This is a genomic window from Rhodoferax sp. AJA081-3 (genome assembly GCF_017798165.1).
GTDB lineage: Bacteria > Pseudomonadota > Gammaproteobacteria > Burkholderiales > Burkholderiaceae_C > Allorhodoferax.
In genome coordinates, this window is record NZ_CP059068.1 from 3484472 (window position 1) to 3497605 (window position 13134).

Sequence of the window (13134 nt, forward strand, 5' to 3'; positions counted from 1 at the left end):
CTTGCCCAGTATTCGAGGGACAGAATGGGTCTAGCGATACCTTGATGCGCTTCTTATCGTATGAGTGGATGCAGCAGTCAACGATCTGGATGAGCTCCTAGATTGTTGTATATTGTTATCTCCGACGATAGAGCAGCTGGTCTTGCGCAAATGCAAATGGCGAATTTCTTATGCTGCATATTGCATATGCGTAATACCTAACAATTGCGAGGGCTTGAAGCTTATTTTTCTATGGATGAGTCAATACTCATTACCGGCGGAGCCGGCTACATCGGCAGCCACACCTGCGTGGAGCTGCTCAACGCTGGTTTTTCCGTTACAGTTTTTGACAATTATTGCAACAGCAAGCCCGAGGCTCTGAACCGCGTAGAGAGCATCACCGGAAAGTCGCTGACCCGCGTGCAGGGCGACGTGCGCGACCGTGTGGCGCTGGAAGCCGCATTGCGATCCAGCGGTGCCTCGGCCGTGATTCACTTTGCTGGCTTGAAGGCCGTGGGTGAATCGGGCGAACAACCGCTGCGCTACTACGACAACAACGTGGTGGGTACCTTGCGCCTGCTGGAGGCCATGCAGACCTGTGGGGTCAAGACCCTGGTGTTCAGTTCCTCGGCAACGGTGTATGGCGCACCGCAGTTCCTTCCTTACTCCGAAGACCACCCCTTTGCTCCCACCAACCCCTATGGCCGCACCAAGCTGATGGTGGAAGACATACTGCGTGATGCCTTCGCCAGTGACGACAGTTGGCGCTTTTCCATTCTGCGTTACTTCAACCCGGTGGGCGCGCACGCCAGCGGCCTGATTGGTGAAGACCCCCAGGGCGTGCCCAACAACCTGATGCCTTTGTGGCTTCAGGTTGCCGTTGGCCGGCGGGAGTGTCTCAACGTGTTTGGCGATGACTACGACACACCGGATGGCACCGGCGTGCGTGACTACATTCATGTGACCGATTTGGCCGAAGGCCATGTGCGGGCCTTGCAATGGATGGCGCAATCCGATGGGGGGCTGTGCCGCGCGTTCAACCTAGGCGCTGGCGTGGGGTATAGCGTTCTGGAAATGGTGCGGGCCTTTGAAGCAGCCAGCGGCAAGCCCATACCCTATCGGATTCAGCCCCGCCGTGCTGGTGACCTGGCAGGCTTTCACGCCAATGCGGACAGCGCCCGTTCCGTGCTGGGCTGGCAGGTCACGCGCGATCTGCAAACCATGTGCGCCGATACCTGGCGCTGGCAGAGCAACAACCCGTCAGGTTACGTTGGTTAGGCCACAGAAGTCGTCATGTTGAGCGGATAAACTCCTCTGCTCGGGGTGGAGTGGACCACCCTGGCATTTGCAGGGATTTAGATAATGACAAAAGGCATGATTCTGGCCGCCGGGCAAGGCACCCGTGTGCGCCCGCTCACCAAAGATTTACCCAAACCCATGGTGCCCATTCTGGGTAAACCGGTTATGGAATACCTGATCGAACACATGGCCCGCCATGGTGTGCGCGAGATCATGGTCAACGTGGCCTACCACCACCGCAAGATCGAACACTACTTTGGTGATGGCAGCCGCTGGGGTGTGGAGATTGGTTACTCGTACGAAGGTGTGCTGGACCATGGCGACATCCTTCCGCGGCCCCGCGGATCCGCCGGTGGCATGCGCCACATACAAGATTTTTCAGGCTTCTTTGACGAAACCACGCTGGTGCTGTGTGGTGATGCGCTGATCGATCTGGACATTGGCGCTGCCGTGCGCGAGCACAAGGAAAAAGGCGCTGTGGCCAGCGTGGTGGCACTGGAAGTGCCGCGGGACCAGGCGCAGTACTACGGCATGGTGCTGTCCGACAAGAATGGACATGTGGAGTCCTTCCAGGAAAAGCCCCGCCCTGAAGAAGCCAAGTCCACACTGGCCAGTACCGGCATCTACCTGATGGAGCCCAGCGTGGTGGACCTGATCCCGTCTGGCCAGAACTTTGACATCGGCTCCCAGCTCTTTCCCATGTTGGTGGAGCAAAAGTTGCCCTTCTATGTGCAGAACCGGTTCTTCAACTGGATCGACATTGGCCGGGTCAGTGACTATTGGTCGGTGTTGCAGCGCGTGCTGCGCGGCGAAGTGGCCCACATGAACATGCCGGGCCGCGAGGTGCGCCCTGGTGTGTGGGTGGGGCTCAATACCCGCATCGACTGGGACCATGTCTCGATTGAAGGGCCGGTCTACATCGGATCCAGCGTCAAGATCGAACCCGGTGCACGCATCGTAGGCCCGGCCTGGATCGGCCATGGCAGCCACATCCGCGCAGGTGCTTCCGTCACGCGCTGTGTGCTGTTTGACTACACCCGCATTGGCCAGGACATGGCGTTTGCCGAGATGATTGTGTCGCCAGACTATTGCGTGGACAACCGCGGTGGCACCGTGTACCGTGGTGACGACAACTGCAAGCTGCGCTGGAGTGACGCCCGGGCCTAACACGCTGTTCATTGCTGTAAGTAGTCGTTCGTTAGTCCTAATGGACTATTGACCCTTCCACTGTCGGAATTGAGAATCCACGCTCCCAAAAGGAGTGTTTATGAAATTTTTCCGAAGTTGGTTGTAGCGACTGCTGTCGCTCTTTTGTCGCACGCGGCGTCGGCCCAGTCCTTCAGCAGTGGTTTGCCATCCGGCTGGACGGGCAGCGGTAGCTTTGGCACCTCAGCTGCTAACGGCGTGGTCTCTCTGGCACCTGGCGGCGGATCGCAGTACGGATTCGTTTCAACTGAAGGTGGCGTCACTGGTGTCAGCCCGTTCGGCTTGTCCGGAGATAGAACTGGATCGGTATTGCGCTCCAGCATCTTCAGCGCCCAAGCTGGTGATGCTCTGGATTTCGATTTCAATTTTGTAACCAGCGACGGTGCGGGATTCTCGGATTACGGCTGGGCACGTTTGCTCAACACCGATTTTTCCCAAGCGGCGTTGCTTTTTACGGCAAGAACCACTACCAGCGGCAATACCGTTCCAGGCTTTGGTTTGCCAGCAACAAATGCCACAGTCAGCGCTTCGCCCATCATCGGTGGCGCCCCCGTATGGAGCGCATTGGGTAGCAGCAGCAACACCTGCTACAGCGGTGGTTGCGGTTACACCGGCTGGGTGTCCTCCACTTTCTCTATTGCTTCTTCCGGAAACTACATTCTGGAATTTGGTGTCGTGAACTGGTCGGACACTGCTTACCAAACAGGTTTGGCATTTGATGGCATCACGATTGCTGGTACACCCATTCCCGCGGTCCCAGAACCTGAAAGCCTCGCCATGATGTTGGCAGGTTTGGGGTTGGTGGGTGCAATTGCACGTCGTCGCCAGAATAAGGTTGCCAACCAGGGCTGATCCCAGAGCGTAAGGATAAAAGGAAAGGCCCTCATGAAAATGGGGGCCTTTTTTTCGCTCTGGTTTGCAACACCCCGCAGGGCTTTAGATATCAGGCTGCCAAGGGTTTTGATCGAAATCGCAAGTTGAATCCCCGCATAAGCATGCGGTAGGCAAAGCGCAACATTAACAACGTGGCAATCGCTTCTGCAAAAGTCAGCACAAAGGCCAACATGCCGTTTTGCTGCAGAGCCCGCGCGTGGTACTTGGCCACCATGCGGTCGCGCGCTATCTCAATGCTGTCGTAAAAAGTGGGTACCACCAGCAGCGTGAGCAGCGTGCTGGTGATGGTGCCGCCGATGATGGCCACCGCCAGCGGCTGGTAAAACTCGCCCCCCTCGCCCAAACCGATGGCCACTGGCAACATACCGGCGATCAGCGCAAAGGTGGTCATCAAAATGGGGCGCAGGCGCACACGACCGGCATCCATCAGCGCCTCTTCCCGGTCAATGCCCTCAGCCTCGCGTTTGCGGGCGGCGTCCAGCAACAGAATGGCGTTTTTGGCCACCAGGCCCATCAGCATGATGATGCCGATGAAACTCATCAGGTTGAGCGTGCCGCGGGTAATCATCAGGGCCAGCACCACACCAATCAGCGACAGCGGCAGCGACAGCATCACCGCCAGCGGCGCGGTGAACGAGCCAAACTGCATCACCAATATCAGGTACATCAGGCCAATGCCAGACAGCAGCGCAATCAGCATCTCGGTGAACAGTTCTTTCTGGTCCTGGCCGGCACCACCCAAAGACAGGCCATAACCCGGTGGGTAGTCGAACGACTTGGCCAGTTTCATGGCGTCGTCCGTCACTTCGCCGGGTGAGCGGCCCTGGGCATTGGCCGACACGGTGATGTTGCGCTTGCCATTGGCGTGTTCGATGCCGGACGGGCCCTTGCCCATGGTGATGGTGGCAATCTGGTCCAGCGGAACCATCAGGTTGGTGCCCGCCACCGCAATGGGCAGGCGCTCAATGCTTTCCTTGCTGACCCGGTCATTGGGGTGCAGGCGCACCGCCACATCGCGGCTCTCGCCCGTGGGGTCTACCCAGTCACCCACTTCAATGCCCGCAAAGGCTACGCGCAGCGCCTGAGCCGCGTCGTTGGTCGAGATGCCCATGGAGTTGGCCAGACCGCGGTTCAGTTCGATCTTGAGCTCTTTCTTGGGGTCCTGCTGCGACAAGCCCACATCCACCGCACCGGGGATCTGGCGCAGCTTGTCCATGTAGGCACTGGTGATCTCCAGCAGCTTGCGCGAATCGGGGCCGGTAAAGTCAATCTGGATCGGCTTGCGTGCGCCGTTGTTCAGATCGTCCAGCACGGTGTATTCGGCACCTACCAGGCTGCGTACTTTTTCGCGCAGTTCGGCTGCAATTTCCTTGGCGCTGCGTTTGCGCGTGTTGCGCTTGCCAATGTCCACGTAAATGCGTCCACCGCTGGCGGTGATATTGCTATTGGTTTCCTTGGTCTCGGTGATGGTGCGGGCCAATTCGGCCGCACGCTCCATCTTCAGGCGTGCATATTCCACCGATGAAGACGCCGGTGTACGCACCTCGATCATCAGGTTGCCCGAGTCGGTGGCCGGCAAAAAGCTGGAGCCCCCCACCTTCACCTGTAAGACCACAGCGCCTATCAGGCTGCCCACTGCTATGGCCGCCATCCAACGGCGGTGGTGCAGGGCCCAGGCGATGACATTGCCATAACGGTCGGCCTGGTGGTCAAACCAGTCGTTGAAACGCGCCAGCACAGCGCTCAGCCCCTTCTTGGGTGCCGTGTGGTGGTCCGCAGGGTCACCCCAGTAGGCCGACAACATCGGGTCCAGCGTGAAGGAGATGGCCAGGCTCACCAGCACCGAGCAGGTCACGGTCAAAGCGAAGGGGCGGAACCATTCGCCCGACACGCCAGGCATAAAGGCCACTGGAATAAACACTGCAATGATAGAGAAGGTGGTTGCGGCTACGGCCAGGCCAATTTCGGCCGTGCCTTCCAGCGACGCGGTGCGTCGGTCCGAGCCCATTTGCATGTGGCGCACGATGTTTTCTCGCACCACGATCGCATCGTCAATCAGCACACCAATGGCCAGGGACAGGCCCAACAGCGTCATGAAGTTCAGCGTAAATCCGCACAGCCAGACTGCAATAAAGGCGGCAATGACGGATGTGGGCAGGCTCAAAGCGGTGATCAGCGTGGAGCGCCACGAATTCAGGAAGGCATAGACCACAAAAATGGTCAGCACCGCGCCCAGCACCAGGGACTCGATCACATTGTTCAGGCTGCGCTGGGCATCCACACCACCGTCACGGGTGATTTCCAGTTTGGTGCCGGGCTTGTCTTTCTCAAACTCCTTGTTGATGTCCTTGACCAGTTTGCGGATGTCGTCAGCCACGCTGACGGTGCTGGCGTCGCGGGAGCGGGTCACAAAGATGCCGATATTCGGCTTGCCGCTGCGGATACTGAAGCTGGCAATGTCGGCAAAGCTGTCGTTGATGGTGGCTACGTCGGCCAGGCGCACCACCTGGCCACCAAAGCGTTTGACCACAATGCTCTGGAACTCGGCCGGCGACTCGATGCGACCCACCAGGCGGATGCTTTCCTCGTCCAGTGTGCCCTGAACCTTGCCTACCGGTGCATTGGTGTTCTGTGCCCGCACCGCGGCAACCACTTCACCAATGGACACATTGTGTTCGCGCAGCTTTTCGGCGCGCACCAGTACCGACAGCTCGCGTTTCAGTGAGCCGTTGATGTTGACATTGGCCACGCCGGCAATGCCGCGCAGCTTGTCGGCCAACACGTCTTCAGCCAGGCGCGAAATCTCCGCATGGGTCTGTGTGCTGGACGACAGGGCCATGTTCATGATGGGCTGGGCCGACGGGTCGTAGCGGCGCAGCACCGGCTCGCGCATCTCGGTGGGCAGCTTATAGCGCACACTTGAGATCACGTTGCGCACCTCGTCCGAGGCCTCGATCATGTTTTTGTTGAACGAGAACAGCACGTCAAAACGCGCATTGCCTTCGGTCGAGTTGGAGTAGACCTCGGTCACACCCGAGATGCTTTGCAGCGACTTCTCCAGCCGGTTGACGATTTCGCGTTCCACCGTGTCGGGTGATGCGCCGGGGTAGGCAATGTTCACAAACAGGCCGGGCACTTCCACGTCGGGGTTCTGGTTGACCCGCAGTTTGCTCAGGGCCAGCAGGCCCATGGCCATCAGCGCAATGATCAATACGATGGTGGCCGTGGGGCGCTTGATACTGAAGTCGGAGAGAAACATTTATGTTCCTTTCGCGTTCGATGCGGCAGAAGCTGCGGCCGTGGGCGGTTTGGCCGTCACCAGTTCGGCGGTCTGGCCCTCCTTGAAGCTGGAGCTGGGGTTGCGCAAGATGATGTCGCCCTCGCTCAAGCCGCTGCGCACTTCGTAGTTGCCGGTGCGGGGGTCGCGGGTGCCCAACGTCAGGTCCACCTGACTCAGGGTGTTGTTCTTGACGCGCCAGACCGATGACTTGTCACCGGCCTTGACCAGCACCGACTCAGGCAGCGTGAGCGCCTGCACATTGCTGGACTCTATGGTGCCCTCGGCATACAGGCCCGACACGCGGGGCTGGGTGGCATCGCTGAAGCTCACCAGCACCTCTACCTGGCGTGTGACGTCATTGGCGCTGGGGTCTACCCGTGTGACCTTGCCGCGAAATTCCTGACCGGCATACCCGTTGATGCGAAAACCTACCGTCTGGCCCACGCTGACCTGGCTGATCTTGTCGGCCGACACCCGCCCGGCAAAGCGCATGCTGGTCGGGTCAATCACCTTGAGCAGCTCTTTGCCGATGGATGCCGTGTCGCCTGCCGAGGCCTTGCGGTCGCTGACCACGCCGTCAAACGGCGCGCGCACCACGGTGCGCTCCAGCTGCTGACGGGCCTGGGCTGCACGCGCCTTGGAGGCCGACAATTCGCTTTGTGCGGCATTGCGGCGCACCTCGGCGTCGTCCAGCGCCTGCAGCGATGTCATGCCCGAAGCGCGCAGGGTCTTGAGGCGCTGCACATTGCGCTCGGCCTGGTCCAGAGCCTGGGCCGCATTGCGGGCGTTGTCTTCTGCGGAGCGCAGGTTGTCCAGTATGGTGGTCTGGTCCAAACGGATCAGCACGTCACCCTTGCGCACTGCGTCGCCGTTTTCCTTGAGTACCTGCAGTACCACGGCGGACACCTCGGCCCGCAGATCGGCCTTGCGCTCGGGTTGTATCGATCCCGTGATCACCGGGCCGGAGGCCAGTGCATTGGCCCGAATGGTCAGAAAGTCTTCCGGCGCAATCACCAGCTTGGGTGGCGCCGCGGCGGCGTCTTTTTTATCGTCTTTGCCAGGGGATTTTCCACATGCCGTCAGGCCTGCGGCCAGGGCAACAACGATGAGAAGGGGACGCAGCATAGAGAACTCTCCGAAAGGGGAAACGGGTAAGGCCACGATTATGGTGGCAATGGCGGACTGTAAAGAAGGCCACGCTGGCACGCACGCTTTTTGCGACCGGTGGCTGCAAAGCGTGACGATCTGCTGATTTCGCGGGATGGGCGGCGGGTGCTGAGGCAGCGTGCCCGTCTGGTACCTGCTGGCCGACAACGAGGGCCACGGCTTCAAACGCAAGGCCAATGCCGACTTCGAGTTCTACGCCACCGTGCGTTTTCTGGAAACCACGCTGCTGGAGTGATTACAAATACTGCACCAGCGCCATGACCAGCGACACGCTGAGCATGGCCAGCACGGCCGATACCGCCACACCGGCGGTCACCAGGTCTTCGGCCACGTTGTAACGCTGCGAGAAGATAAACACATTGGCACCAATGGGCAGCGATGCGGTGACCACCATCACGGTCAGCGGCAGGCCGTGCAAGCCCATGGCCAGACCCACCCCTGCCACCAGGGCCGGTAGCAGCAGGTTTTTCAGTAAGGCCAGGCCAAAGGCGCCTTTGATCTCATGGCCTATGCGGGCGCTGGCCAGTGTGGCCCCCACCAGCAATAGCGACATGGGGCCCATGGCGATGCCCAGCAATTGCAATGGGCGGTCCAGCACCGTGGGCATGACCAGATCAGTCTGTGCAAACAGCAGGCCCAGCATGATGGGCAGCGGCACCGGGTGCAAGATGCCGTTGCGCAGGGCGTCCAGCACCGGGCGCCGCCAGGCGGCCTTGGTCTCCGGCGTCGCGCTGTCCCGCGCGGCCTGGCGTGCCACACCCAGCTCCAGCGCAATGGTGGCCAGGGTCAGCAGTATCAGTGCGTGCAGTGAGATGATGGTGAACAGTGTCAGCATGCCGGCCTCGCCATAGGCTAGGCCAATCAGCGGAATGCCAATGGCCACCGTGTTGCTGAAGGTGGCTGCAAGGGCCAGCACGGTGGCGCGCGGTGTGGCGCGGCCCCAGGCCAGCATCAGCCCAAACAGGGCTATGGCGGCCGCAAAGTAGGCCGCCACGGGTTTGAAGTCCAGCTGGTCCACATGCACCGTGCTCATGGTGCGGAACAGCAGGGCCGGTGTGAGCACCATAAAGACCAGGCGGCTTAAGTCTTTTATGGCCTCAGCCCGCATCCAATCTGCACGGTACGCTATAAAACCAATAGCAATGAGAAAAATGACCGGCAGCAGGGAAGACAGGACGATGGATTGCATACCTGATTTTCGCCCATGGGCAGGTCGCCGATGAATAATCGGGGCATGCACACTGCCGGCCCTGCCATCGTTCTCTGCACTCTGAATGCCAAGTACATCCATGCCTCACTGGGCCTGCGGTATTTGCTGGCGAATATGGGAGACCTGGCCGATCAGACCGCGCTGCGCGAGTTCACCATCGCCCGCAAACCCCAGGAACTGGCAGACGAACTGCTGGCCCTGCAGCCCCTTGTCATTGGTTTTGGGGTGTACATCTGGAATGTGGTCGAGACCACAGCCCTGGTCCGTTTGCTCAAGGCTGCACGGCCAGACATCAAGATCGTGCTCGGCGGCCCCGAGGTCAGCCACGAGTGGGCCGAGCAGGCCATTGTGCAGTTGTCCGACCACGTCATCACCGGTTGGGGCGACATCAGCTTTCCCAAGCTGTGCCGTGCACTCCTGCATGGCCCACAGCCACTGATGAAAGTGATAACCGGTGAGCAGCCCGAACTGGACAGCATTGCCCTGCCGTACACCCTGTACACCGACGATGACTTGGCGCACCGCCTGTTGTATGTGGAGGCTTCGCGTGGCTGCCCCTTCAAGTGTGAGTTTTGTTTAAGTTCGCTGGACAAGACCGCCATCGCCTTCGACTTGGACACTTTTCTGGCCGAGATGGATGCACTGTTCCAACGGGGGGCCCGCAACTTCAAGTTTGTGGACCGCACCTTCAATTTGAAGGTCGAAACCTCGGCCCGCATCCTGCAGTTTTTTCTGGACCGTATGTGCGACGAGTTGTTCGTGCACTTCGAGGTCATCCCTGACCATCTGCCAGACCGGCTCAAGCTGCTGATGGCGCAGTTTCCTCCTGGTGTTCTGCAACTAGAGGTGGGTATCCAAAGCTTCAACCCCGAGGTGCAAAAACGCATCTCGCGCCGCCAAGACAATGCCAAAACCGAGGCCAACCTGCAATGGCTGGTGCAGCAGTCTCCGGCCCACCTGCACACAGATCTGATCTTTGGGCTGCCGGGCGAGACATGGGAGAGTTTTGCCGAAGGCTTTGACCGCCTGTATGCGCTGCGCCCACACGAGATCCAGCTCGGCCTGCTTAAGCGCCTGCGCGGCACACCGATCGCCCGGCACACACAAGAGCACGGCATGGTCTATGCCACGGAGCCGCCGTATGCGGTGCAGCAAACCGGGGTGGTGGATGCGGAGTCGGTGCAACGCTTCATCCGCCTGGCGCGCTACTGGGACCTGGTGGCCAACTCCGGGCGCTTCGGGCAGACGCTGGACGTGCTGCTGCAGGGCGACGCCGCAGTTGGGGCCTTTGCTGCGTTTGCCGCGTGGAGCGACTGGTTGTGGCAGACCACCCACAAGACCCATGGCCTGACACCCGAAGACTTGGTGGACGCGTTGTTTGATTACCTGACCTCAGCTCGTGGCTTGCCGGTGGAGCACACACGCCAGATGCTGCTGGCCGACTACCAGCGCAGCGGTGCCCATGCCCGCCCACATTGTTTGCGTGACGTGTTACCGCGGCCGCTTGCGCCCCAGCACAGCAAACATACCAAGCAGCTGGCGCAGCGCCAGGCCCAACACGGACGTGCCGTGGCACCAACCCATTGAGTTTGTCTGTTTTATAGCGCCTTGACCACAGAAGGGCGCTCGCCCATACTGTTTCGTATGGCAGTTACCCCTTCCCGTTACCTGACCGCCCCCTTGCGGGATTTGGACGCGTGGACCCGTTATTTCCGCGATGCACAAATCCCGGTGTTGGCCAAAACTTCGGCCGCCCTGGAGACCCTGCGCGCCGATGAAGACAATGTGGATGCCAGCATGCTCGGTGCCACCATCGAATGTGATCCGCTGATGTCGCTCAAACTGCTGGCCCATGTGGCAGCGAAGCGCAGGGCCGACACCGCGACGGAGACTGAAAGCATCACCACCTCACTGGTGATGACCGGCATCTCCCCCTTCTTCCGAAGCTTTGGCCTGCAGCCCACGGTGGAAGACCATTTGCACGACCAGCCCCAGGCGCTGGAGGGGCTGCGCACCCTGCTGCACCGGGCCGACCGCGCCGCGCAGTTTGCCACTGGCTTTGCTGTGCACCGTGGCGATACCGATGTGGGTGTGATACGGCTGGCCGCCTTTTTGCACGACTTTGCCGAGATGCTGATGTGGTGCCACGCCCCCACCTTGCAATTGCGGATTGCGCAGGCCCAGCGTGCCGACCCCCAACTGCGCAGCGCCACCGTGCAACGCGTGATGCTCAATATCGAGCTGGATGATTTGCGCCAGGCGCTGATGAAGATGTGGCACCTGCCCGAGCTGTTGGTGCGCATCAGCGATGACCGGCATGCCGACACGGCCATTGTGCGCAACGTGGTGCTGGCCGTGCGCCTGGCACGCCACACCGCACAGAGCTGGGACAACTCGGCCCTGCCGGACGATATCGACGATATCGCCAAGCTGCTGAATGTGTCGCCCCCGGTCGCACTGGCTTATGCGCACCGGGTGGACGGCGTTGGCTAGTCAGTCCACCACACCCAGGCGGCGCAGTACCGGCAGCCGCTTGGTCACAAATTCCGCGGCCTGAACTTTCAGTTCGTCGACATTGTCCTGCGCCACATCCATGGGTTTTCCGTCCTTGAGCAAGCGCTGGCCCTGTGCCAGCAGGGCGGACCAGGCAAACGCGGCCAGTGCTGCGGGGTCCGGTGTATCCATGGGTGTTTTTCCCTCCAGCATGGCCAGCAGAAAGAGCTGCTGAAAGCGGCTGAGGGTGACGCCTGCGCCGCTGACCGGGCTGGCCACACAGCTGATGTCGGCATGGTTGCGCGCCATACCCAGCAGGTGCCGGTTCAGTTTGTCAGTCTGCGGTCTGGCCTTGTGCATGGCCGCTTCGTCTTGCACCGCCACCACATCACCGGTGCCGGCCAGCAGCATGATGGCCTCAGTCAGTTGGGCAAAACTCACATGGGATTTGCTGGCGTCGGATTGCAGCCGCTGCCACAGTTCACCAATGCTGTGCACTCGGTGGTCGGCCATGGCCGCCACCACGGGTTCGTAAATGGCGGGGGTCAGCAAGGCTTCGCCCACCGGCGCCTTGACCTTCATTTGTACGTCGGCGGGGGCGGTTGCCAGCATCACCCGCTGCGCGCACAGGGCCTGGGCCTGGTCAGCCGGTGCCAGCCTCCGAGGGCCCTTGATCCAGTAGTCGCGCCGGAACTGCTGGTTGACCAGAAAGTCGCGCACGGTTTCGCGGAACATGGCATCGGGCTGCTCTTGCAACAGCGCGTGTTGCGCGGGCGTGAAATTCAGCGCCGGCAAGTGGTCCAGGTAGTAGGCCGAGCAGGCATAACCCAGCTTGGCACCCGACAACCAGCGCGCCATGCGCGTGAACGACATCGGCTCCCAGTCGTGGTTGAAGTATTCGTGGGCCAGGTAGTTGCGGTTGGCACTCTGCAGGCGCTTGAGCCGTGCGCCGATCTGCGGGTTGGCCTGCGCATACTGGCAGTTGCTGTCCACCAGGCGTTCTGCAAAGGCCAGTGCGGCGTCTATACGGCCGGTCATGCCTTTGCCGGGCACCCCCATCACCTGGGCATGTTCGGCCAGCAGGTCGCGCATGGGTGCCATGGCTGCCCAGCCGGGCTGGGTGTTGTAGCTGATGTAGAGCACACCGCCCACGCGTAACTTGCGTCGCACAAAATCCACAATCACTGCGCGGTTGGCGTCCGATATCCAGCTCCAGATGCCATGCACACCGATGAAGCTGAAGTCGGGCAGGTCTGTGCGCTGGCAAAAATCGGCAAAGGCCTCGTCGTAGATGCGCGTGCCCTGTGCCTCCACACCGCTGACACAGGCCAGCTCCTGCGCAAATGCCGTCTGGGATGGGTTGAAGTCAGTGGCAAACCAGGTATTGCCGGATGCGGCTGCGTGCACGTTCACGCTGACGCCCTGGCCCATGCCCAGTTCGCAGGCCGGGCCGTCGGACAGTGTGGAAGGTGCCGCCCAACCGGCACTCAGCAGGGCCAGGCGCGTGCGCAAGGGGTTGAGCTCGGTGTAGTAGCCGTAGGTGTAACCAATGTCCGTGATGTAGCCGTCGTTCCAGTCAGCCATGAGGAAACCTTTTTAAGCAAAT

General features: G+C 60.6%; 9 protein-coding genes. 5 read left to right on the forward strand and 4 right to left on the reverse strand.

All coding sequences use genetic code 11. The features are described 5' to 3' along the window. The first annotated feature begins 231 nt into the window (after positions 1-231). The 3 genes from galE (at position 232) to HZ993_RS16350 (ending at position 3336) form a co-directional block, all read left to right on the forward strand. Entirely contained in the window at positions 232-1257 is a 1026-nt protein-coding gene (galE, locus tag HZ993_RS16340; RefSeq protein ID WP_209393802.1) for a UDP-glucose 4-epimerase GalE, read from the forward strand. Between the two features lie 96 nt (positions 1258-1353). Further along, a complete protein-coding gene (locus HZ993_RS16345; protein ID WP_209398540.1) occupies positions 1354-2445 on the forward strand; it encodes a sugar phosphate nucleotidyltransferase in 1092 nt (363 codons plus the stop codon). Between the two features lie 69 nt (positions 2446-2514). Then, entirely contained in the window at positions 2515-3336 is an 822-nt protein-coding gene (locus HZ993_RS16350; RefSeq protein ID WP_209393803.1) for an NF038132 family protein, read from the forward strand. 91 nt (positions 3337-3427) lie between these two features. On the opposite strand, the gene HZ993_RS16355 is transcribed toward HZ993_RS16350, so the two are convergent. The 3 genes from HZ993_RS16355 to HZ993_RS16365 all read right to left on the reverse strand — a co-directional run bounded on the left by HZ993_RS16355 (position 3428) and on the right by HZ993_RS16365 (position 9014). Continuing rightward, entirely contained in the window at positions 3428-6637 is a 3210-nt protein-coding gene (locus tag HZ993_RS16355; RefSeq protein WP_209393804.1) for an efflux RND transporter permease subunit, read from the reverse strand. Further along, entirely contained in the window at positions 6638-7783 is a 1146-nt protein-coding gene (locus tag HZ993_RS16360) for an efflux RND transporter periplasmic adaptor subunit (RefSeq protein ID WP_209393805.1), read from the reverse strand. Positions 7784-8060: 277 nt separating this feature from the next. Beyond that, positions 8061-9014, reverse strand: coding sequence for an AEC family transporter (locus HZ993_RS16365; RefSeq protein ID WP_209393806.1), 954 nt, complete (start codon positions 9012-9014; stop codon positions 8061-8063). A gap of 45 nt (positions 9015-9059) precedes the next feature. Between HZ993_RS16365 and HZ993_RS16370 the strand changes: the two genes are divergently transcribed. Both HZ993_RS16370 and HZ993_RS16375 read left to right on the forward strand, forming a co-directional pair. Continuing rightward, on the forward strand, positions 9060-10622 hold the full coding sequence (locus HZ993_RS16370; RefSeq protein WP_209393807.1) for a B12-binding domain-containing radical SAM protein: 1563 nt from the start codon (positions 9060-9062) through the stop codon (positions 10620-10622). A 57-nt stretch (positions 10623-10679) separates the two neighbouring features. After that, entirely contained in the window at positions 10680-11528 is an 849-nt protein-coding gene (locus HZ993_RS16375) for an HDOD domain-containing protein (RefSeq protein WP_209393808.1), read from the forward strand. Here the strand turns inward: HZ993_RS16375 and HZ993_RS16380 are convergent, their stop codons facing one another. Beyond that, the gene (locus HZ993_RS16380) at positions 11529-13112 is read right to left on the reverse strand and encodes a methyltransferase regulatory domain-containing protein (RefSeq protein ID WP_209393809.1); all 1584 of its coding nucleotides are present in this window, start codon (positions 13110-13112) and stop codon (positions 11529-11531) included. Positions 13113-13134 lie beyond the last annotated feature (22 nt).

Bases quoted from the DNA above. Each gene is read 5' to 3' on its own strand.
- galE (WP_209393802.1), top strand. From the start codon at position 232: ATGGATGAGTCAATACTCATTACCGGCGGAGCCGGCTACATCGGCAGC.
- HZ993_RS16355 (WP_209393804.1), bottom strand. From the start codon at position 6,637: ATGTTTCTCTCCGACTTCAGTATCAAGCGCCCCACGGCCACCATCGTA.
- HZ993_RS16380 (WP_209393809.1), bottom strand. From the start codon at position 13,112: ATGGCTGACTGGAACGACGGCTACATCACGGACATTGGTTACACCTAC.
- HZ993_RS16375 (WP_209393808.1), top strand. From the start codon at position 10,680: ATGGCAGTTACCCCTTCCCGTTACCTGACCGCCCCCTTGCGGGATTTG.
- HZ993_RS16370 (WP_209393807.1), top strand. From the start codon at position 9,060: ATGCACACTGCCGGCCCTGCCATCGTTCTCTGCACTCTGAATGCCAAG.
- HZ993_RS16360 (WP_209393805.1), bottom strand. From the start codon at position 7,783: ATGCTGCGTCCCCTTCTCATCGTTGTTGCCCTGGCCGCAGGCCTGACG.
- HZ993_RS16365 (WP_209393806.1), bottom strand. From the start codon at position 9,014: ATGCAATCCATCGTCCTGTCTTCCCTGCTGCCGGTCATTTTTCTCATT.
- HZ993_RS16345 (WP_209398540.1), top strand. From the start codon at position 1,354: ATGATTCTGGCCGCCGGGCAAGGCACCCGTGTGCGCCCGCTCACCAAA.